Below are 19,537 nucleotides of genomic sequence, written 5' to 3'. Positions count from 1 at the left end.
TATGGAAACCCGTTCCAACCACGTGCTGGTGGGCGCAGTCACCTTGCTGCTGCTGGCGGCCATCATGGCCACCGCCTTCTGGTTTTCCCGCCTGTCACAGGGGGACAACAAGGAATATGACATTTTCTTCAAGCAGTCGGTAAACGGCCTCGCCAAGGGATCCGGCGTCAACTATGCGGGCGTGCCGTCCGGGCAGGTCGAGAAGATCGAACTGTGGAAGCGCGACCCCAGCTTCGTGAAGGTGCGCATTTCCGTCCGCGAAGGAACCCCCGTGCTGCAAGGCACGACCGCGACGATCCAGGGCGTGGGTTTCACGGGCGTGAGCGAAATCGTGCTGGACGGCGCGGTCAAGGGCGCGCCGCCGATCAATTGCCCGCAAGACAATCCGTTGGCGGTTTGCCCCGATGGCGTGCCCGTTATCCCGACCAAGCCGGGTGCCCTGGGCGAATTGCTCAACAACGCGCCGCAGCTGCTGGAACGGATTTCGACCCTTACCGAGCGGCTGACCGAATTGCTGGACGACAAGAACCAGCGGTCGATCGCCGGCATATTGGCCAATGTCGAACGCATTTCCGGATCTCTGGCCGATCGCAGTCCGGAAATCGCCGCCACACTGGCCGAAGCGCGTATCGCGGTGCAACGGACCGGCGTCGCTGTCGAACAGATAGGCAAGCTGGCGGCAACCACCGACTCATTGTTGAATGACGAAGGCAAGCCGCTGATGAGCGATCTGCGCAAAACGGTCCAGTCCGCGACCCGCAGCATCGACACGCTCGACAAGACGATCAGCGAAGCGCAGCCGGGCGTGCGCGCCTTCAGCAACCAGACCATGCCGGAGGTCAACCAGTTGGTTCGGGACCTGCGCGAAATGTCCCGCGCGTTCCGCGGCGTCGCGGAAAAGCTCGATCAGCAGGGCGCCGGTTCGCTGGTCGGATCACCCAAATTGCCGGACTATAAGCCATGATGACGGGAAGGATGAGCCGCATGTTCCACGCAAAAATCCGGAGTGCCGCAGCCGCGCTGACCGTCGGCATGCTGTTGTCGGGGTGCGTGTCCTTCGGCGGCAAGGTGCCCGAGAGGCTGCTGACGCTCGACGCTGCGCAAAAAGTACCGGCAGGAGCGGCCCGCGTCGCGGGCGACGGCCGCACGCTGATCGTCACTGACCCCGATGCGTCCAAGATGCTGGACACGGTGCGCGTACCTGTCCGAACCGCCGCGACTTCGGTCGCTTACGTGACCAAGGTCCAGTGGGCCGACACGCCGCGTCATTTGTTTCGCCGCCTTCTGGCTGAGACGATTTCGGCCACGACCAGTCGCGTCGTGCTGGATTCGGGACAGTTTTCGGGCGATGGCGGTCAGCGCCTGACCGGCGAACTGGTCGATTTCGGGATCGATGAACCGTCCGGTCAGGCGGTCGTGACCTATGACGCGATGCTGACGACGCCCAATGGTCTGGCGATCGCGCGACAACGCTTTACCGCGCGCACGCCGGTGGGCGGCAAGATTGACGCAACCAGCGTCGGCGTCCCACTCAACACGGCCGCAAACATGGTCGCGAAAGACGTCGCCGCCTGGGTCGCGGCGGTTAAGGAGCAGTAAGGCTCATCGTCAGTCCAGGCTCTTGCCGGCCTGCTCGGTCACATCCTTCGACAGGCCCGGCTGCGCCAATATGCGTTCCAGTTCGGCGCGCATCATCGCCGCCCGATCGGCATCGAACCGCTTCCAGCGTCCCATGGGCGGCACCAGCCGCGCGGCAGTCTGCGGATTGAGCCGGTCCAGCGCGAGGATGCAGTCGGCGACCAGCCGGTAGCCCTTGCCGGACCGATGGTGGAATGCCCATTGATTGCCCGCGAACGCCCCATAAAGGGAGCGGACGCGATTGGGGTTCGACAGGGTGAAATCCTTGTGCCGCCCCAGTTCCTCGACCAGCTCCACCGTGTCGGGATGAAAGCCGAATGCCTGGGTCTGAAACCATTTGTCCAGCGTCAATGCATCGCCCGAATAACGGTGATAGAAAATGTCCAGCGCCGCATCGCGTTCAGGACTGGTGCCGTTCACCAGCGTGCCCAACGCGGCCTGACGCTCCGTCATGTTGTCGGCCTCATGGAACTGGGAAAAAGCGATCTGCGCGCCGTCTTCCGTTCCCGAAGCAACCAGATAAAGCAGCGCGGTATTGCGCAACTTCCGCGCGCTCTTGGCCGCAGGCGAAAGGGCAAAGCCCCCGGCCTTGGTCCGGGCATGAATGTCGCGCCATATCGGTTCCAGCGCCGCGCCGATCTTGTGCTGAAGGGCATCGCGCGCGGCATGGATCGCGTCGGGATCGACCAGCGTCATCTGGTCACCCAGATAGGCTTCGCTCGGCAGGCGGATCGTTTCCGCGACAAAGGCGGCATCGAGCCCCGGATCGGTTATGGTATGGCGAATCGCTGCCACCACCGCATCGTCATCCGCCAGCCGGCCCGCCACCTGCGCGACCAGCACGTTGACCATCAGTTGCTGCATCGCTTCATAGCGCCCGAACGCGTCGTCGTCGTGCGCGGAGAGAAACGCAAGGTCCGCCTGGCTACCGTTGGTCTCCATGATCACGGGCGCGGAAAAGCCGCGATTGATCGACAGGACCGGCGCCGCAACATGACCTTCGAACCGGAAGCTCTGTCGCGCTTCGGTCAGCATCAGCAACTGGTCACCATGGTGCGTGCCGGTGGCGGGATCGAACAGAGCCGTCCGCAGCGGGATCGCCATCGGCTTTTTGTCGGGCTGTCCGGGCGTGGGCGGGACATGCTGTTCCAGCGTCAGTTCAACCTGACCCGATGCCGGGTCATGGGTCATCAGCGCACGGACCCGCGGCGTGCCCGCCTGTTCGTACCAGCGACGGAACTGGGTCAGATCGACGTTCCCGCCCTCCTCCATCGCACGCACGAAATCCTCGCAGGTCGCGGCTTGTCCGTCATGGCGATCGAAATATAGGTCGGTACCCGCACGAAACCGTTCCGGACCCAGCATAAGTGCCATCATCCGGATCAGTTCAGCGCCCTTATTGTAGATGGTCGCTGTGTAGAAGTTACTGATTTCCATATAGGATTCGGGACGAACCGGATGTGCCAGCGGTCCTGAGTCCTCCTGGAACTGGGCTGCGCGCAAGATGCGGACATCCTCGATCCGCTTCACCGCATGGCTTCCCATGTCAGCAGAAAAATTCTGGTCGCGAAAGACGGTGAACCCTTCCTTCAGCGAAAGCTGGAACCAGTCGCGACAAGTGACCCGGTTGCCGGACCAGTTGTGGAAATATTCGTGGGCGACCACCCCTTCGACGCCGTCATAATCAATGTCGGTCGCAGTTTCGGGGTCGGCAAGAATATAACGGGAATTGAATATGTTGAGGCCCTTATTCTCCATCGCGCCGAAATTGAAGTCGGCGACGGCGACGATGTTGAACACGTCCAGATCATATTCACGGCCATAAACGCGCTCGTCCCAGGCCATGGAATTTTTCAGCGCCTCCATGGCATGGCCGGTGCGTGGCAGGTCGGGTTCCTTGACCCATATGCCCAACCGCACCTCACGCCCGCTCATCGTGACGAAGCGATCTTCGTTACAGGCCAGATCGGCCGCAACGAGCGCGAAGAGATAGCATGGCTTGGGATAGGGGTCGGTCCACCGCGCCCAGTGACGACCATCGTCCAGATCGCCGTTTTCCACCGGGTCTCCATTGGCCAACAGGACCGGAAATCGCGCCTTGTCCGCAATCATCCGCACATCATAGCGCGAAAGGATGTCGGGCCGGTCGGGGAAGAACGTAATGCGGCGAAACCCCTCCGCCTCGCACTGGGTACAGAGCAGGCCACCGCTCGCATAAAGGCCCATGAGCTTGCTGTTGCTCTCCGGCACCAACTCGACCAGCGTTTCGACGACATGGATGTCACCACTTAGCGCGATGATCATCGCGCCGGCTTCCATATGCCAGTCGGTCTGCGCCAGGGGAACGCCATCAACCGCTATTTCCAGCGGTACCAACCCGTCGCCGTCAAGGCGAAGCGGACGGTCATGATCGCCATTGCGCGCCACCGAAAGGCGCGCGCGCACGCGGGTAAGCGCGGGGTCGAGATCGAAATCCAGCGCGATGTCGGGCACCAGCCAGTCGGGCGGACGATAATCTGTACGGCGGATGATCATGGGGGCGGCGGCTTGGGTAGATTGCATGTCGGCCATAGGCGCAAATTAGGCACCATCCTGTTAAAAGACCAGTGGGCCGGATGGCCTTTTTCGCAGCCTTTTTGGGCGGAATGCCTTAGATACGCTCGCCCGAAAGGCGCTGGCACAACATATCGAGCTGATCCAGGGTCGAATAGCGCAGCGTCAGATTGCCGCCGTTCGGCCCCTCATGCCGGATATCTACTTTCAATCCAAGCATGTCGGCGAGATGCTGCTCCAGCGCGGCGATGTCGGGATCTTTGTGACCCGGCATATTCGTCGCCGCCTGCCGGGTCGCGGACCCTTCCTTACCGGCCTTTACGCGCCGAACCCATTGTTCCGTCTCACGCACCGACAAACCCTTGGCTTCCACCTGGACTGCCAGCGCCTCACATTCAGGCACGCCGATCAAGGCGCGCGCATGGCCCATGCTGATGCGGTTTTCCTGTACTTGCTGCTGCACCGAGACAGGCAGGTCCAGTAGTCGCATGAGGTTCGCGATATGGCTGCGCGATTTGCCGACAATCCGCCCGAGCGCCTCCTGGCTATGATGGAATTCGGCGATCAGCTTGCGATAAGCCTCGGCCTCTTCGATCGGATTAAGGTCTTCACGCTGGATATTTTCCACCAGCGCTATTTCCAGCGTCTCCTGTTCGTCAAACTCCCGCACGATCGCGGGAATGCGATGCAGTTGCGCACGCTGCGCCGCACGCCAACGGCGTTCGCCCGCCACGATCTGGAAGCCGCCACCATGGGGACGCACGATGATGGGCTGAATGACACCGCGCTTGGCGATACTGTCTGCCAGCTCCTGCAACGCATCGCTGTCGAAATGCCGCCGTGGCTGTTCCGGGTGAGGCTGGATCAGCGCCACCTCGATATTCTGGACGGCTTTGCCGGAGGGTGCGCCGCTCGGTGCTACCGGCTCCTCACGCACGGCATCGCCAAGCAGGGCGGACAACCCCCTGCCCAGCCCGTGCGGACGCTTCACATTCTTCGGCTTGTCGGAAATCTCGTCGCTCAAGCGGCAACCTCCAGAGCAGGCAGACGCGCGATCAATTCGCGCGCCAGACGCATATATGCTTCCGAACCCGCACATCGAAAGTCATATATAAGGGCGGGCACGCCGTGACTTGGCGCTTCGGACAAACGCACATTGCGCGGAATCACGGTCGAAAAGACCAGATCGCCTAGGCACGCCCGAACGTCGTCCGCCACCTGGTCGGTCAGCCGGTTTCGCTTGTCATACATGGTCAGCGCAACCCCCATGATCGACAGGACCGGATTGAACCGGCCGCGAATCCGCTCCACCGTCTGGAGCAACTGGGACAAGCCTTCCAGGGCGAAAAATTCGCATTGGAGCGGAACCAGCAGCGATTGGGCGGCCACCATGGCGTTGATCGTGAGCAGGCCTAGCGAGGGCGGGCAGTCGATCAGACAAATATCCCATCGTCCGGAAGGCGCCTCGGCCAACACCTGCTCCAGCCGGTGAGTCCTTTCCTGATATTCGATCAACTCTATTTCGGCACCCGACAAATCCTGCGTGGCGGGGACAAGGTCCAGCTTCGGAACGCGCGTCGTCACAACCGCGTCTTCGAGAGCGCAATTCCCCACGAGCAGGTCATAGCTCGACTGCGCCCGGTCAGCATGCCCGACGCCAAGCCCAGTCGACGCATTCCCTTGCGGATCCAGATCGACCAAAAGCACGCGCAGCCCAGTAGCGGCCAGGCCAGTGGCAAGATTGATCGCCGTTGTCGTTTTCCCGACCCCGCCCTTCTGGTTGGCAATAGCTATGCGGATCATGCGCATTTGTTCCTTCCAGCGACGGGCTTGACGGCTTGCGCGACGATGATGGCGCTTGCTTCATCTGTCACGCTTGGTTCCACGTGAAACACAGCTTGCCATGTCCCGCGCGTAGCCTCCAGTTCATTTTCCGCATTTCGCCCTTTGGGCAGCACCCAGACGGTGTTTTTATCGGATAAATGCTGCGCCGACGAGAATAGACGCGGCAACGGCGCATATGCACGCGCCGACAATATGGCGGCGCTCGCAGCAGGCACCGTTTCCACCCGTCCCCCGAAAACCGACGCGTGCCGCAGGTCGAGATCACGCAGCACGTTGTTGAGAAAGTCGATCCGTTTGCGACGGGATTCGACCATCATCAGTGGCCGGTCGCTGAGGCAGGCAAGCACGATGCCGGGCAGCCCGGCGCCCGAGCCCAGATCGATCCAGATGCCGTCTTTCGCATTAGTCGCGTGGCGCAACAATTGCGCGGAGTCCGTGATGTGCCGCGCCCACACTTGGTCACGGGTCGATTCAGCGATAAGATTTTGTTCGGTCATCCCGGCAAGAAGCAGCGTCACATACCGCTCCAGCCGCCTCCATGTTTCACGTGAAACATTAAACTGCGCGTCGATCCAAGACCGCGCTTCATCTTCCGTCATGCGGCCATCCGTCGGACATGAACGAGTATCGCCGCTAGCGCCGCCGGCGTTATGCCGCGTATCCGCCCCGCCGCCGCCAGCGTGTCCGGCTGCGCGGCGGTCAGCCGTTCGACCATCTCACTAGACAAGCCACCAATGGTCCGGAAATCGAAATCGCCAGGAATGAATACCCGCTCATTGCGCCGCAGGTCGGCGACTTCGGCATCCTGCCGCTCCAGATAAGGCGCGTAGTGGGCATCTTCCCATATTTCGTCCCGCAGGTCGGCAGGCAGATCATTCATCGCTGGGGCCAGAGCAGCGAGTATATTCCTGTCGACCTCCGGGAAGCGTGCCCAATCGAACAGGGATCGCCGCGCGCCATCCTGCCGCACTGCCGCACCGGCGCGCGCCATTTCTGTAGCGGTCATCATTCTACCTAGGCCGGTTTCGGCCTGTGCCCGCAGCGTCAGACGGTGCTCCATCCAGCGGCGTCGCGTGTCGCCGATAATGGCGTGGGTCATGCCGATGGACGTGAGCCGCGTCGACGCATTGTCCGCGCGCAGACGAAGTCGATATTCCGCCCGCGCCGTGAGCATGCGATAGGGTTCGGTAACACCCTGAAGCACGAGATCGTCGATCATCACGCCGATATAGCTGCTTGCCCGGTCGAGGATCATGGTATCTTCGCCCCGGGCCCGGGCCGCGGCGTTCGTCCCGGCCACCAGTCCCTGTGCTGCGGCTTCCTCATACCCGGTCGTACCATTGATCTGGCCCGCACAAAACAAGCCGGGGATGGCGCGAACTTCCAGACTGATGTCCAGCGCGCGGGGATCGATATGATCATATTCGACCGCATAGCCCGGAACAGAGATTTCCGCCCGCTCCAATCCGACCATGGACCGAACCATCGCCACTTGAACGTCGGTGGGTAGCGAGGTGCTTATACCATTGGGATAAACCAACGGATCGTCCAGGCCCTCCGGCTCCAGAAAAATCTGATGTCCATCCCGGTCGCCGAAGCGCTGGATCTTGTCCTCGATCGACGGGCAATAGCGTGGACCCCGCCCTTCTATCGCACCGCTGAACAAGGGCGACCGGCCAAGGCCGTCGCGTATGATCTGGTGCGTCCGTTCATTGGTCCGGGTGATGGCGCAAGCGAGCTGCGGCAGCGCACGCCCCGGCGACAGCGGGGACATGGTCCAGCCGCTTTCGTCCGAAGGCTGCGTATCGAGCCTTGCCCAGTCAATGGTACGCCCGTCAATACGGGGCGGCGTGCCCGTCTTGAGCCGCCCTGTCGGCAGGCCGATTTCCCGCAATTGCACGCCAAGCGCGGTGGCGGCACGCTCCCCGATCCGGCCACCGGTCAGACGCTCGTTGCCGCGAAAGAGGCGCCCGCCCAGAAAGGTACCCGTCGACAGCACGACGGATCGTGCAGCAATGACAGTCCCGTCAGAAATCTCCACGCCGCTCACGGCCCCATTGGGGGTCAACGACAAGGCCCGGACATCCGCCGCGAGAATTTCGAGGCCGTCCTGGTCCGCCAACATCGCCTGAACGGCGTCGCGATATCTTTTGCGATCGGCCTGCACCCGCGGCCCCTGAACGGCGGCACCCTTGCTGCTATTGAGCATGCGATAATGTATGGCAGCGGCGTCCGCACCGCGTCCGATCAGTCCGTCGAGTGCATCGACTTCACGAACGAGATGCCCTTTGCCCAGACCTCCGATCGCCGGATTGCAGGACATTGCGCCCACCGTGTGCCTGTCGAAGGTGATAAGGGCCACATGTGCGCCCTTTCGCGCTGCCGCTGCTGCCGCTTCGCACCCGGCATGGCCTCCTCCGACCACGATCACATCATAGCTTGTCCGCATGAAGCGTCCTTACCAGATTCGCCCGGCAACGGTCAAAAGCGTTTCACGTGGAACAATAGCTATTTGCCGATGCAAAATCCCGAAAAGAGGCGGTCGAGCATGTCCTCGGTGCCGGCTCTCCCCGTCAGGGCATCGATCGCGCGGCGTGCTTGCCGCAACTCTTCGGCCAAGACCAGGAGGTCATCCGTCCCGGCAGCCATGGTGAGATGATGGTGCAGCATCCCTGTCGCATCGCGCTGCCGAACATGAAGCGCGACCTCCCCATCCCCGGGAAGCAGCGTGGCGGCGCGTTCGAGCAGCAGGGCGACCAACTGGTCCAGGCCCGCTCCTGTCACCGCCGACAGGGCAAGCCCGGGTCGCGCCGTCGCCGGGTCGCGATCGCACTGGGCCGCGATCAGCACGGCATCATCCCGGGGCAGGTCGTTACCGCCCCCCAGCCAAAGGATGATGTCGGCACCATCCAGTGCCGCCCGTGTACGGTCCATGCCTATCGCTTCCACGGCGTCCCCGGCCTCCTCGCGCAGGCCGGCAGTATCGGTGAACAAAAAGGCAGTGCCGCCGATTGCGACGGGGACCTCTATCCGATCGCGAGTCGTACCTGCCAGGGGCGACACGATCGCCGCATCCCGGCCCACCAATGCGTTCAGCAACGTGGACTTTCCGGCGTTGGGCGGTCCAGCCAGAACCACGCGTATGCCGTCACGCAAGCGCTCGGCCGACGGTGCTTCAAGCGCGCGCCCGACATCTTCGCCTAGCACCCTAACGCCGTTGACGATATGCGTCTCAATGCCCTGATCGGGCACGTCATCTTCGTCGGAAAAATCCAGCGCAGCCTCGGCCATCGCCGATAGCGTCAACAGGTCGCTTCGCCACCGCTCGACATGCCGTGAGAAATGCCCCTCGGCCATCAGGAGTGCGGCACGGCGCTGCTGGTCCGTTTCCGCCGCCAGCAGGTCGGACAGACCTTCGACGGCATTCAGGTCCATGCGTCCCTGCTCGAAGGCCCGGCGGGTGAACTCTCCCGCTATCGCCCGCCGCAATCCCGGCAAAGTGCCGAGCGCCGTCTCGACGGCCGCCACGACGGCACGGCCACCATGACAATGAAATTCGGCCATATCCTCCCCGGTGACGGTTTGGGGCGCGGGCAGCCATAGCACCAGTGCACGGTCAAGCAGCCCGCCGCCGCGCGGATCCTTCAGCAGGGCAAGACTGGCGCGCCGTTCGGCCGGCACCCGTCCCGCGAGTTGCTGCAAGGCGTTTCGGGCTCCCGGACCGCTCACGCGGATAACGGCCACCCCGGCGGGCGGCGCGCCGCTCGACAAGGCGTAGATCGTATCGCTCATGACATGCGGCGGAGCCCGCTTACTTCTTTCCGTCCTTGCTGCCGCCGCCCATGCCGGAGAGGCCGATGTTCATCATCTGCTGAAACAAGCGCATGCCAGCATCCCCGAGCGGCGAGAAACTTTTGAACAGCGTTTCCATCTGTTCGACATTGATCGTGCCCTCCAGACTGTCGAGGACGGTCTTTACATATTTGTCGTGAATGGGGCTGACATCCGGCAGTCCCAGAAAGGCGCGCGCCTCGGCCGGGCTGCAATCCACATCGACCGTCACCTTCATTTCGCACGCCTCCTTGGTTGCTGCGGCTGTATCATGTGCTGTCATGCCGCAAATAGTCACATCGTGGCAATTTTTTTGAGTATCCCAAGACGGTTGCACCCGCCGGGCATTCAGCCAATATGCCATCAACCCGAAAAAAGCAGAGGAGTGCGAACATGTCAGGCTTCACCCCCATCTCCACATTGGAAGGCGACGCTCAGTTCGACGTATATGTGGCGCGCCCCGAAGGCACACCGAAGGCGGCGATCATCGTTGTTCAGGAGATTTTCGGCGTCAATGAAGGCATCCGCCGCAAATGCGACAATTGGGCAAAGGCCGGCTATCTCGCCTACGCGCCCGACCTGTTCTGGCGGCTGTCGCCGCACATCGAACTGGATGCCGACATCGCCGAGGAGATGGATCGCGCCCTCGCTTACATTACGGATTTCAACCAGGATCAGGGCATTCGCGATATCGAGGCCACCATCAAGGCGGCCCGTACCGACCTGGGCGGGAACGGCAAGGTCGGACTGGTCGGCTATTGCCTAGGCGGGCGCATGGTCTTCATGTCGGCCTGCCGGACCGATGGCGACGCATTTGTCGGCTATTATGGCGTGGGAATCGATGGCCTTCTTGGCGAACAACATGCCATCGGGAAGCCGACGTTGCTGCACATTCCCACCGCCGACGGCTTCGTCCCGCCCAAGGTGCAAAAGGCGATGCATGACGGATTGTCCGGAAATCGGCATGTGACGCTGCATGATTATGACGGGCTGGATCATGGTTTCGCCGCCGAAATGGGCAAGCGCCGCGTCGAGGATGCCGCACAGCTGGCGGATGGGCGCACTGCCGATTTCTTCGCCGAGCACCTCGCCTGATGCATCGGCCATGGCGCATGGTGGTCCGTTGCCATGGCGGACCGGACGTGATCGTGCGGGAGGATTTCGACCCCGGCCAGCCGGCAGAAGGCGAAGTCCTGATCGCGCAGGATGCGGTCGGCCTGAACTTCATCGACACCTATTACCGCTCGGGCCTTTATCCCGCCCCTTTGCCCGCTGCCTTGGGATCCGAGGCAGCGGGGCGTATCGTGGCTGTGGGGCCGGGCGTAACGAACCTTTCCGAGGGAGATCATGTGGTCTGCGTGCAGGGTCTGGGCGCCTACGCTACACATCGCATCGTCCCGGCGGCGCAGGTCGTCCCGATCCCTGACGGTATATCAAGCGAGGATGCGGCGGCGACGATGCTGAAAGGCATGACCGCCTGTTACCTCGCTGAAGATTGCATCGGACTTCGCGCCGGTCAGGTCGCGCTGGTCCACGCGGCGGCGGGTGGTGTCGGATCGATTCTTGTGCCCTGGCTACGGGACAAGGGCGTGACGGTCATCGCGCATTGCGGATCGGCGGACAAAGCGCACACGATCGATGCCGACCATAGCCTGCATGGGCCGTTCGACGGTCTGGCCATGGCAGTGCGCAATCTGACCGATGGTACCGGCGTTGACATCGTCTACGACGGCGTAGGCAAGGACAGCTGGTCCGCCTCCCTCGCCAGCCTCAAGCGAAGGGGCCTGATGGTCAGTTTTGGCAACGCGTCGGGCGCCGTGCCGCCGGTAAACCTGCTCGATCTCAGCCGCGGCGGATCTCTCTATGTGACGCGCCCTACCCTGTTCGACTATATCGCAACGGCACCCGAATTGCAGCACACGGCCGCCCGCCTGTTCGACCGGATGCAGCGCGGCGTGGTGAAGGCGCGGATCGGACAGCGTTATGGGCTGGACGATGCAGCCAATGCGCACCGGGCCCTCGAAGCGCGACAGACTACTGGTGCGACCGTACTTATCCCGTGACAGATAGCTGAATTTTCTCAAGAAAAGGGGGCAGCGCCCGAAGGCACCGCCCCTCTTTCCTGCCTTTCGAGCATGCGCGATCAGAACAGGGTCAATATTCCCACCTGATGATCGACAAAGCCTTCATAAATCATCTTCACCGCGACATAGACGATGACCGCCAGGCCCAGATAGGCGATCCAGCGAAAGCGCTCGATATAATGGGCGATGACATTGGCGGCGATGCCCATCAGCGCGACCGAAAGAACCAGACCGATCATCAAGATTCCGGGATGGTCTCGCGCAGCGCCGGCAACCGCCAGGACATTGTCCAGGCTCATGGATACATCCGCTACAGCAACGGCCCAAGCGGCGCCGACAAAGCTCTTGGCCGGACGCAGCCCGGATATGTCGTCGTCGCTCGGATCGTCGGGCGTATCCGCACCGCGGTGCGGATGCAGTTCGCGCCACATCTTCCAACTGACCCACAGCAACAACAGGCCGCCGGCCAGGATCAGGCCCACGATCTGCATCAACTGACTGACCACCAGCGCGAAGGCGATGCGCAATACCAGCGCGGCAAGAATGCCGATCAGGATGACCTTCTTGCGCTGATCGGCCGGCAATCCCGCCGCCAATGCACCCACCACGATGGCGTTGTCCCCCGCCAGCAGCACGTCGATCATCAGTACCTGAAGGAAGGCGGAAAGTGCCGAAGGAGAGGTGATATTACTGAAATCATTGACGATATGTTGCCAGATTTCAGCGGGTGATCCGACGCTCTGAACGGCGGCGGCAGCGGCGGTGAAAAGGTCGAACATGGCGGCCTGACGTCCCTTCGGTTGTCAAGAAGAACGCCGGACCATGCATGGCCCGGCGTCGCGATACAATATGAAGTCCGGGTTCCGGGGATTAACCCGGCCGCACCCTTACTGGTTCATTGTGGCGAAGAAATCCTCGTTGGTCTTGGAATCCTTCATCTTGTCGAGCAGGAATTCCATCGCGTCGATCGTTCCCATCTGCATCAGGATGCGACGCAGGACCCACATCTTGCTGAGCGTCGGCTTGTCGACCAGCAATTCTTCCTTGCGCGTCCCCGACTTGCCGACGTCCAGCGCCGGGAAGATCCGCTTGTCCGCAACTTTGCGATCCAGCACGATTTCCGAGTTACCGGTGCCCTTGAACTCTTCGAAGATCACCTCGTCCATGCGGCTGCCGGTGTCGATCAGCGCGGTGGCGATGATCGAGAGCGAACCGCCTTCCTCGATGTTGCGCGCGGCACCGAAAAAGCGCTTGGGCCGCTGGAGCGCATTGGCGTCGACGCCACCGGTCAGCACCTTGCCTGAACTCGGCACGACGGTGTTGTAGGCGCGGCCAAGACGCGTGATCGAATCGAGCAGGATGACGACATCCTTCTTGTGCTCGACCAGACGCTTGGCCTTTTCGATCACCATTTCCGCGACCTGGACGTGGCGGGTCGCAGGCTCGTCGAAGGTCGACGAAACAACCTCACCCTTCACGCTGCGCTGCATGTCTGTGACTTCTTCCGGGCGCTCGTCGATCAGAAGGACGATCAGGAACACCTCGGGATGATTGTCGGTGATCGCCTTGGCGATATTCTGGAGCATCACCGTCTTGCCGACGCGCGGCGGCGCCACGATCAGGGTACGCTGGCCCTTGCCTTGCGGGGACACGATGTCGATGACGCGGGCCGATTTGTCCTTCACGGTCGGGTCGAGCGTGTCGAGGCGCAGCTTCTCATCGGGATAGAGCGGCGTCAGATTATCGAAATTGACGCGGTGACGCACGGCGTCGGGATCGTCGAAATTGACCGAGAGCAGCTTGGTCAGCGCGAAATAGCGTTCGCCATCCTTGGGCGCGCGAATCTCGCCTTCCACCGTATCGCCGGTGCGCAGGCCGAACTTGCGCACCTGATTGGGCGACACATAAATGTCGTCGGGACCAGCGAGGAAATTCGCCTCGGGCGAGCGGAGGAAACCGAAACCGTCGGGCAGCACCTCGATCGTGCCTTCGCCCATGATCTGCTCGCCATTTTCGGCCTCGGCCTTCAGAATCGCGAACATCAAATCCTGCTTCCGCAGGGTGGATGCACCCTCCACGCCCAGATCTTCGGCCATGGTGACCAGGTCGGCGGGCGCTTTTTTCTTGAGGTCCTTGAGATGCATTGGCGATTCAGTCCGATGAGGAGAAGATGAAAATGACCGGAAATGGGGAGGAATGGCCGGCCGATATAGCCAGCGGCCCTTCGCTCCGGACGGGCGAGGTTGGGCAGTTCCGCACTTAGCGATCCGCCCGCCACCAAGTCAAGGCGGGAAACGGAAGTGCCGCAAGGGGCGCCCGCATTTCCGGCTTGATACGACCGGTAGTGCCGCTGGGCGATCATCGGCTTTTGTGCTAGAATGGCGGGGCAAAAGAAAGGAAGAGGATATGGTTCGGCTGCGCGTGCTGATGGGCGTCGGACTGGCGCTGTCATCGTCGCCCCTGTCTGCCCGCGATGCCCCCCCGCTCGATCCGGATCAGCCGCCGGCGGTGGTGCGAACCCAGACGGCGCCCGACAACCGGGTCAGCATCCCCATACATATCGACGGCAAGGGGCCGTGGAACTTCATCATCGACACCGGGTCGCAGCGCACGGTCATCGCCCGCGACCTGGCGCAACGGCTGGCGCTCCCGCCGCGCAACAATGTGACTATCCTCAGCATGACCGGACGCGCGGAAACGACCACGGTAGCAGTTCCTCACCTGAACTTCGCGGGGGGCGAGATCCAGGACATCGAGGCACCCGTACTGGAAGGCGAACATCTGGGCGCGCCGGGCTTGCTGGGGCTCGACAGCCTGCATGCCAAACGTGTCATACTGAATTTCCGCACTGGCCAGATGGCGATCAGCGACAGCCGCCGGGCCAGCCGCGCGGCTTCGGAACCCGATACGATCGTGGTGGAGGCCAGGCGCAAACGCGGCCAGTTGATCCTGCTCGATTCCGACGTCAACGGCATGCGCGTCAACATCATGCTCGACACGGGCAGCAATTACAGCATCGGCAATCTGGCGCTGCGCGACCGGCTCTTGTCGAAAAAGCGCGCTCCCGACCTGATGGTCGCCACGCTGACCAGCGTCACGGGCGGGGAGCTGACGGGCGCGGTCGGCATGATCAAGTCGGTGCGCATGGGCCGTGTCAACCTGACGCAGGTGCCCGTGCTGTTCGCCGACGCCAGCCCCTTCGCGGAACTGGGCTTGCAGGAAAAACCCGCCCTGTTGCTGGGCATCAGCGCACTGAGGATTTTCGACCGGGTCGCGATCGACTTCGCCCGGGGCAAGGTCGATTTCCTGCTGCCCGATGCAAGCGCGCTCAGTCATACCCGCTTCGCGGCGAACGGTCCCCCGGCGCGATAAGGTTTCGGGCCTGAAGGAGCCACGGCGCGATCAGGGATTGGGCGCTGGCCGATTCGGAACTGGCTGCGGCGGCGGCTGGCGTTGCCGGTTGCGGCCAAGGACATTGTCGATCCATTGCTGGTCGAGTTTCGGCGGCGCTGCGGGACGATCTTCCGGATCGACCTCCATCGCCGGCTCATCGTCGCGAATGTCCGGTTCCGCCTGCGGCCGCTCGATCGGCAGGCCGTTCTCGTCGACCATCATCCCGTCGTCAGGACTGTTATAATAGGCTTCCTCGTCCGGCTCGAGCTGCCACTCAGGCAAGGTGACCTGCGTGTCGAACTGCTCCACGGGTCGCTTGGCAACCGCCGCCTTCATATAGTCCGCGAACGCGCGGGCAGGCGCGCGGCCGCCCTGAAGCCCGCCCACGGCCTTGGCATCGTCCCGCCCCATCCACACACCGGTCGTGATCCCGCTCGAAAAACCCAGGAACCAGCCGTCCTTGTTGCTGCTGGTGGTCCCGGTCTTGCCCGCCACAGGTCTGCCGATCTGCGCGGCCCTGCCGGTCCCGGTCGATACCGCCGTCTGCATGAGGTCGGTCATGCCGGCCGCGACCCAGGGCGCCACCAGAACCCGGCTGGTATCGTCCTGATGCTGGTACAACATCCGGCCGTCGGCCGTCGTGACCTTCGTAATGCCATAGGGGGTCACGGCCACCCCTTTGCGCGCGATCGACGCGAAGGCGCGGGTCATGTCGATCAGATGCACATCCGACGTGCCCAGCACCATGGAGGGATGCGTATTGATGGGCGTCGAAATGCCGAAGCGCCGCGCCATGTCCGCCACCGTGGGAAAGCCGACCTCGACGCCCAGCTTTGCCGCCACCGTGTTGATCGAATAGGCAAAGGCGGTGCGGATGTCGATCGCCCCGGCGAACCGGCCATTGCTGTTGCGCGGGCTCCAGCCGTTGATCGTCACAGGCTCGTCCGTGATGCTGGTATCGGGCGTGTAGCCGGCTTCCAGCGCGGCCATGTAGACGAAGATCTTCCAGGCCGAACCCGGTTGCCGGGTCGCTGTGGTGGCGCGATTATAGTTGGACGTCACATAGTCCAGTCCACCCACCATGGCGCGCACCGCACCATCCCGGTCCAGGCTGACCAGCGCGCCCTGGGTGCCCGACGGCACGTTCGACTGGATCGCCGCGGTTGCGGCCCGCTGCATGCCGAGGTCGATTGTCGTATAGACTTCCAGCGGCTCGCTGGACTCATCGATCAGCACGTCGAGCTGGGGCAGCACCCAGTCCGTGAAGTATCGGACGCTGTTCTGCGGCGGTTCGGGTGCCATCTTGACGTCGCGCAGATCTACATCCGCCCGCTCGGACGCGCTGATGACGCCATTGTCCTGCATCAGGCCCAGCACCACGCCGGCGCGGCCGATGGCGGCGTCCGCGTCGGCGGTGGGAGAATAGCTGGATGGCGCCTTGACCAGCCCGGCGATGATCGCCGCTTCCGGCAGGTTCAGGCTGGTCGCGGAATGGCCGAAGAATTTGCGGCTGGCCGCGTCGATGCCATAGGCGCCCCCGCCGAAATATACCTTGTTGAGATAGAGTTCGAGTATCTGGCGCTTGGAAAATTTGCGTTCCATGGCAAGAGCCAGGACGATTTCGCGTACCTTGCGGCCCCAGCTGTAGCTGTTGTTGAGGAAGATGTTGCGCGTCACCTGCTGGGTGATGGTCGATGCGCCCTGCCAGCGGCGGCCGGACCCCCGCCGTTCCAGCGCCACCCACCCGGCGCGTGCCATGCCGACGGGATCGACGCCGGGATGGTGATAGAAACGCTTGTCCTCGGTAGAGATCATCGCATCGACCATGACCTGGGGAATCTGGTCGTAGCGCATCCATCGCCCGAAGCTGGGCCCTAATGACACGATGACACTGCCGTCGGCGGCATGGACGCGGATCATCTGGCCGTTGGGGGAGGATTTGAGGCTTTGATAATCGGGAAGGGACTGCATCGCGATCACCACCGCGATCACCACCGCCAGCAATCCCGCTACACCCGCCGCCACGCCGATCTTCAACGCGCGCACCAGCCATGTCCTTACGCGGCCGGGCGCGCCTCTGCTCTTGCCTGATCCTGCCATCTGTGCCGCCCCGGATACGCGCTATTGCCCGTTCCGACCAGCGCAAATCATGCGCAAATGCCGGAAAAGACCGTTGGCTTTTGCCATGCCGATGCGCGCTTTACAGAGGCTGAACGGGTCAGTCGCCGCTATCGCGCGGCTTGAAGTCCAGGCTGGCGCTGTTCATGCAATACCGCAGGCCATTGACCCCGGGGCCGTCGGGAAAAACATGGCCCAGATGCCCCTCGCATTTGGCACAACGCACCTCGGTGCGCACCATGCCGTGGCTGGTGTCGCGAATCTCCTCGACCGCGTCGATGTCGACAGGCGCGGTAAAGCTGGGCCAGCCCGATCCGCTGTCATATTTTTCGTCGGCGTCGAACAATTCGGTGCCGCAACCGGCGCAATAATAGACGCCGTCGGCCTTGTTCGCGTTATATTTGCCGGTAAAGGCCCGTTCGGTGCCGGCTTCCCGCAACACATGATATTGTTCGGGCGACAGGCGGTCGCGCCATTGCGCGTCGGTGAGCGTCATCTTGTCCATGCCCCCAATATGGTCCCGGCGTCCCGGCCGATCAAGCTCGCTCGCGCGCCGCCTGGCGGGCGATGGCAAGCAATTCGTGCCGCACCATCAGGTCGCCCGTTCCGCGGCCGCCGCGGCTCGCCCGTTCAGCTTCCAGCAACCGCTGGGCGACGCGCGCGATACCGCCTGCATCCCACAGCCGTACCTGCCGCGACACCGCGCCCTTTTCCTTCCAGAACACCGCCTTGCCCGCGCTCTCCATGGCGGTTTCAAGGCGACCATGCGCATCGAGGTCCGCGCGGATATGGGCAATCAGCAATGCTCGCGCCAGCAACGGTCGTATCACTGACGCCATGGCCGCACCGGTTTCCGCAAGGCGCAGCAATTCGCGGTGCATGACCTTGAGGTCGCCGCCCAGCACCGCATTGACCAGCGGCGCGACTTCCGTATCGGGATGGTCGGCCGACAGCGCCTCCAGGGCCTCCATCGTCGCCTCGCGCGGGCGATCCGGCGCGGCATCGAGATAGAGGATCAGCTTCTCTATTTCGCCGTTCATCAGCGCGCGATCATTGTTCGCCAGCGATACGATCCTCCGCGCAATCTCGGTCGACAGGCGCAACCCGCCGTCACGGGCGATGCCGATGGCGATCTGCTCGGCTTCGCGCGCGTCCGGCTGGTAGGAAATGAAGACCATCGCCTGCTTGTGGTCGAGTGCCAGCTTGACCAGCTTCGCGGTCTGCTTCAGCGCGCCGGCGACCGCGATGACCGGATTGCCGGCCGCTTGCGCTTCCAGCAGGGCGGTGACCGCCGGCGTTGAATCCTCGCCGATGCCGTGCAGGCGAATCCACCGCCGGTCGCCGAACATGGAAAAGGACGCCGCCTCGTCGGCCAGTCGCGCCGGGTCCTCCCGCAAGGTCGGCGCATCGAGGTCGATCCGCTCCGCCGCCGGCCCCATGGCGCGCTCCAACCGCTTGGCGAGCGCGGCACTGCCGGCCTCGTCGGGACCGTAGAGCAGGAAGAAGCGAATGTCCGCGGGCGGGGCGTCCAGAGCCTTTTCGATCTGGCCGCGACTGGCTTTCAAGGGTTGCCCGCCTTGCGCGCAAACAATGCCAGGCGCGTCACGATCTGATCCGCCACGGTCTGCGACAGCCGTTCCAGGGCGGTATCCTCCCCCGCGATGGTCGCATATTCGCTCGATGTGACGTCGATGCCTGCATCCGACCCGGCGGTATCGTCCAGGATCTGGGCGCCGGTAGTTATGTCGATCAACTGATAGCGCGCACGCAATGTCCGCCGTTCGCGCGTGATGGCGGCGTCGGCGCGAAGCCCGAACCCGGTGATCTGGTCATCCAGCTTCACCACCAGCCGATAACGCTGCCCCGCGCCGCTGCGCATGGCGGACAGGCGGTCGTTGAGGGCGTTGCGCATCAGCCAGCCCCCCTTCCCCTCGATCGGGGCGACCTCCACATTGCCCAGCGCCTGCGCCACGGGTCCGTTCCCGCCGCCGCCATAGACCGGCCGTAGCCCGCAGGCGGTAAGGGTCGCGAGAGCCAGGACGGGAAGGATGTGCTTCATGACGCCTCTCTAACCG

The 19,537-nt window shown here is 63.0% G+C and carries 18 protein-coding genes; 5 read left to right on the top strand and 13 right to left on the bottom strand.

Features of this window, described 5'->3' with window-relative positions; translation table 11 throughout:
- Position 1: 1 nt before the first annotated feature.
- Positions 2–964, top strand: coding sequence for an MlaD family protein (locus J3E64_RS09070; RefSeq protein ID WP_253342263.1), 963 nt, complete (start codon positions 2–4; stop codon positions 962–964).
- A gap of 20 nt (positions 965–984) precedes the next feature.
- Positions 985–1,599: an ABC-type transport auxiliary lipoprotein family protein gene (locus tag J3E64_RS09065; protein ID WP_253342261.1), complete on the top strand. Its 615-nt coding sequence runs from the start codon at positions 985–987 to the stop codon at positions 1,597–1,599.
- Positions 1,600–1,608: 9 nt separating this feature from the next.
- On the opposite strand, the gene pepN is transcribed toward J3E64_RS09065, so the two are convergent.
- The 7 genes from pepN to J3E64_RS09030 form a co-directional block, all read right to left on the bottom strand.
- Complete coding sequence (gene pepN / locus J3E64_RS09060; RefSeq protein ID WP_253342259.1) at positions 1,609–4,209, bottom strand: aminopeptidase N; 2,601 nt, start codon at positions 4,207–4,209, stop codon at positions 1,609–1,611.
- A 79-nt stretch (positions 4,210–4,288) separates the two neighbouring features.
- Positions 4,289–5,215 carry a ParB/RepB/Spo0J family partition protein gene (locus J3E64_RS09055; protein ID WP_253342257.1) on the bottom strand — a complete coding sequence of 309 codons (927 nt, stop codon included), beginning with the start codon at positions 5,213–5,215 and terminating at the stop codon, positions 4,289–4,291.
- Positions 5,212–5,994: a ParA family protein gene (locus tag J3E64_RS09050; RefSeq protein WP_301287188.1), complete on the bottom strand. Its 783-nt coding sequence runs from the start codon at positions 5,992–5,994 to the stop codon at positions 5,212–5,214. Before J3E64_RS09050 ends, J3E64_RS09055 begins: the two co-directional genes overlap by 4 nt.
- Positions 5,991–6,635 (bottom strand): 16S rRNA (guanine(527)-N(7))-methyltransferase RsmG, encoded by a 645-nt coding sequence (gene rsmG, locus J3E64_RS09045; protein ID WP_253342253.1) that lies wholly within the window; start codon positions 6,633–6,635, stop codon positions 5,991–5,993. Before rsmG ends, J3E64_RS09050 begins: the two co-directional genes overlap by 4 nt.
- On the bottom strand, positions 6,632–8,485 hold the full coding sequence (mnmG, locus tag J3E64_RS09040) for a tRNA uridine-5-carboxymethylaminomethyl(34) synthesis enzyme MnmG (RefSeq protein WP_253342251.1): 1,854 nt from the start codon (positions 8,483–8,485) through the stop codon (positions 6,632–6,634). The genes rsmG and mnmG overlap by 4 nt, the downstream gene beginning before the upstream one ends.
- Positions 8,486–8,544: 59 nt before the next feature.
- Positions 8,545–9,828 carry a tRNA uridine-5-carboxymethylaminomethyl(34) synthesis GTPase MnmE gene (gene mnmE, locus J3E64_RS09035; protein ID WP_253342249.1) on the bottom strand — a complete coding sequence of 428 codons (1,284 nt, stop codon included), beginning with the start codon at positions 9,826–9,828 and terminating at the stop codon, positions 8,545–8,547.
- A gap of 19 nt (positions 9,829–9,847) precedes the next feature.
- Positions 9,848–10,105 carry a DUF6489 family protein gene (locus J3E64_RS09030; protein ID WP_253342343.1) on the bottom strand — a complete coding sequence of 86 codons (258 nt, stop codon included), beginning with the start codon at positions 10,103–10,105 and terminating at the stop codon, positions 9,848–9,850.
- A gap of 155 nt (positions 10,106–10,260) precedes the next feature.
- Here J3E64_RS09030 and J3E64_RS09025 point away from each other — a divergent pair, with 155 nt between their 5' ends.
- A complete protein-coding gene (locus J3E64_RS09025; RefSeq protein WP_253342247.1) occupies positions 10,261–10,962 on the top strand; it encodes a dienelactone hydrolase family protein in 702 nt (233 codons plus the stop codon).
- A gap of 17 nt (positions 10,963–10,979) precedes the next feature.
- Positions 10,980–11,930 carry a quinone oxidoreductase gene (locus tag J3E64_RS09020; RefSeq protein WP_253342245.1) on the top strand — a complete coding sequence of 317 codons (951 nt, stop codon included), beginning with the start codon at positions 10,980–10,982 and terminating at the stop codon, positions 11,928–11,930.
- Positions 11,931–12,010: 80 nt separating this feature from the next.
- On the opposite strand, the gene J3E64_RS09015 is transcribed toward J3E64_RS09020, so the two are convergent.
- Both J3E64_RS09015 and rho read right to left on the bottom strand, forming a co-directional pair.
- Positions 12,011–12,730: a YjbE family putative metal transport protein gene (locus tag J3E64_RS09015; RefSeq protein ID WP_253342243.1), complete on the bottom strand. Its 720-nt coding sequence runs from the start codon at positions 12,728–12,730 to the stop codon at positions 12,011–12,013.
- A gap of 108 nt (positions 12,731–12,838) precedes the next feature.
- On the bottom strand, positions 12,839–14,095 hold the full coding sequence (gene rho, locus J3E64_RS09010) for a transcription termination factor Rho (RefSeq protein WP_253342241.1): 1,257 nt from the start codon (positions 14,093–14,095) through the stop codon (positions 12,839–12,841).
- A gap of 262 nt (positions 14,096–14,357) precedes the next feature.
- Between rho and J3E64_RS09005 the strand changes: the two genes are divergently transcribed.
- Entirely contained in the window at positions 14,358–15,323 is a 966-nt protein-coding gene (locus J3E64_RS09005; RefSeq protein WP_253342239.1) for a retroviral-like aspartic protease family protein, read from the top strand.
- Between the two features lie 30 nt (positions 15,324–15,353).
- Here the strand turns inward: J3E64_RS09005 and J3E64_RS09000 are convergent, their stop codons facing one another.
- The 4 genes from J3E64_RS09000 to lptE all read right to left on the bottom strand — a co-directional run bounded on the left by J3E64_RS09000 (position 15,354) and on the right by lptE (position 19,521).
- A complete protein-coding gene (locus J3E64_RS09000; protein ID WP_253342237.1) occupies positions 15,354–17,444 on the bottom strand; it encodes a transglycosylase domain-containing protein in 2,091 nt (696 codons plus the stop codon).
- A gap of 118 nt (positions 17,445–17,562) precedes the next feature.
- Complete coding sequence (gene msrB / locus J3E64_RS08995) at positions 17,563–17,967, bottom strand: peptide-methionine (R)-S-oxide reductase MsrB (RefSeq protein ID WP_253342235.1); 405 nt, start codon at positions 17,965–17,967, stop codon at positions 17,563–17,565.
- 31 nt (positions 17,968–17,998) lie between these two features.
- Positions 17,999–19,027: a DNA polymerase III subunit delta gene (gene holA / locus J3E64_RS08990; RefSeq protein ID WP_253342233.1), complete on the bottom strand. Its 1,029-nt coding sequence runs from the start codon at positions 19,025–19,027 to the stop codon at positions 17,999–18,001.
- Positions 19,024–19,521 (bottom strand): LPS assembly lipoprotein LptE, encoded by a 498-nt coding sequence (gene lptE / locus J3E64_RS08985; RefSeq protein ID WP_253342231.1) that lies wholly within the window; start codon positions 19,519–19,521, stop codon positions 19,024–19,026. Before lptE ends, holA begins: the two co-directional genes overlap by 4 nt.
- Positions 19,522–19,537 lie beyond the last annotated feature (16 nt).

The organism is Sphingobium sp. OAS761 (assembly GCF_024168485.1).
In the GTDB taxonomy this organism is placed as follows: Bacteria; Pseudomonadota; Alphaproteobacteria; order Sphingomonadales; family Sphingomonadaceae; genus Sphingobium.
The sequence above is the reverse complement of the archived record's forward strand: the minus strand, read 5'-3'. Positions and strand labels throughout refer to the sequence as shown.

Bases quoted from the DNA above. Each gene is read 5' to 3' on its own strand.
- J3E64_RS09070 (WP_253342263.1), top strand. From the start codon at position 2: ATGGAAACCCGTTCCAACCACGTGCTGGTGGGCGCAGTCACCTTGCTG.
- J3E64_RS09065 (WP_253342261.1), top strand. From the start codon at position 985: ATGTTCCACGCAAAAATCCGGAGTGCCGCAGCCGCGCTGACCGTCGGC.
- pepN (WP_253342259.1), bottom strand. From the start codon at position 4,209: ATGGCCGACATGCAATCTACCCAAGCCGCCGCCCCCATGATCATCCGC.
- J3E64_RS09050 (WP_301287188.1), bottom strand. From the start codon at position 5,994: ATGATCCGCATAGCTATTGCCAACCAGAAGGGCGGGGTCGGGAAAACG.
- rsmG (WP_253342253.1), bottom strand. From the start codon at position 6,635: ATGACGGAAGATGAAGCGCGGTCTTGGATCGACGCGCAGTTTAATGTT.
- mnmG (WP_253342251.1), bottom strand. From the start codon at position 8,485: ATGCGGACAAGCTATGATGTGATCGTGGTCGGAGGAGGCCATGCCGGG.
- mnmE (WP_253342249.1), bottom strand. From the start codon at position 9,828: ATGAGCGATACGATCTACGCCTTGTCGAGCGGCGCGCCGCCCGCCGGG.
- J3E64_RS09030 (WP_253342343.1), bottom strand. From the start codon at position 10,105: ATGAAGGTGACGGTCGATGTGGATTGCAGCCCGGCCGAGGCGCGCGCC.
- J3E64_RS09025 (WP_253342247.1), top strand. From the start codon at position 10,261: ATGTCAGGCTTCACCCCCATCTCCACATTGGAAGGCGACGCTCAGTTC.
- J3E64_RS09020 (WP_253342245.1), top strand. From the start codon at position 10,980: ATGGTGGTCCGTTGCCATGGCGGACCGGACGTGATCGTGCGGGAGGAT.
- J3E64_RS09015 (WP_253342243.1), bottom strand. From the start codon at position 12,730: ATGTTCGACCTTTTCACCGCCGCTGCCGCCGCCGTTCAGAGCGTCGGA.
- rho (WP_253342241.1), bottom strand. From the start codon at position 14,095: ATGCATCTCAAGGACCTCAAGAAAAAAGCGCCCGCCGACCTGGTCACC.
- J3E64_RS09005 (WP_253342239.1), top strand. From the start codon at position 14,358: ATGGTTCGGCTGCGCGTGCTGATGGGCGTCGGACTGGCGCTGTCATCG.
- J3E64_RS09000 (WP_253342237.1), bottom strand. From the start codon at position 17,444: ATGGCAGGATCAGGCAAGAGCAGAGGCGCGCCCGGCCGCGTAAGGACA.
- msrB (WP_253342235.1), bottom strand. From the start codon at position 17,967: ATGGACAAGATGACGCTCACCGACGCGCAATGGCGCGACCGCCTGTCG.
- lptE (WP_253342231.1), bottom strand. From the start codon at position 19,521: ATGAAGCACATCCTTCCCGTCCTGGCTCTCGCGACCCTTACCGCCTGC.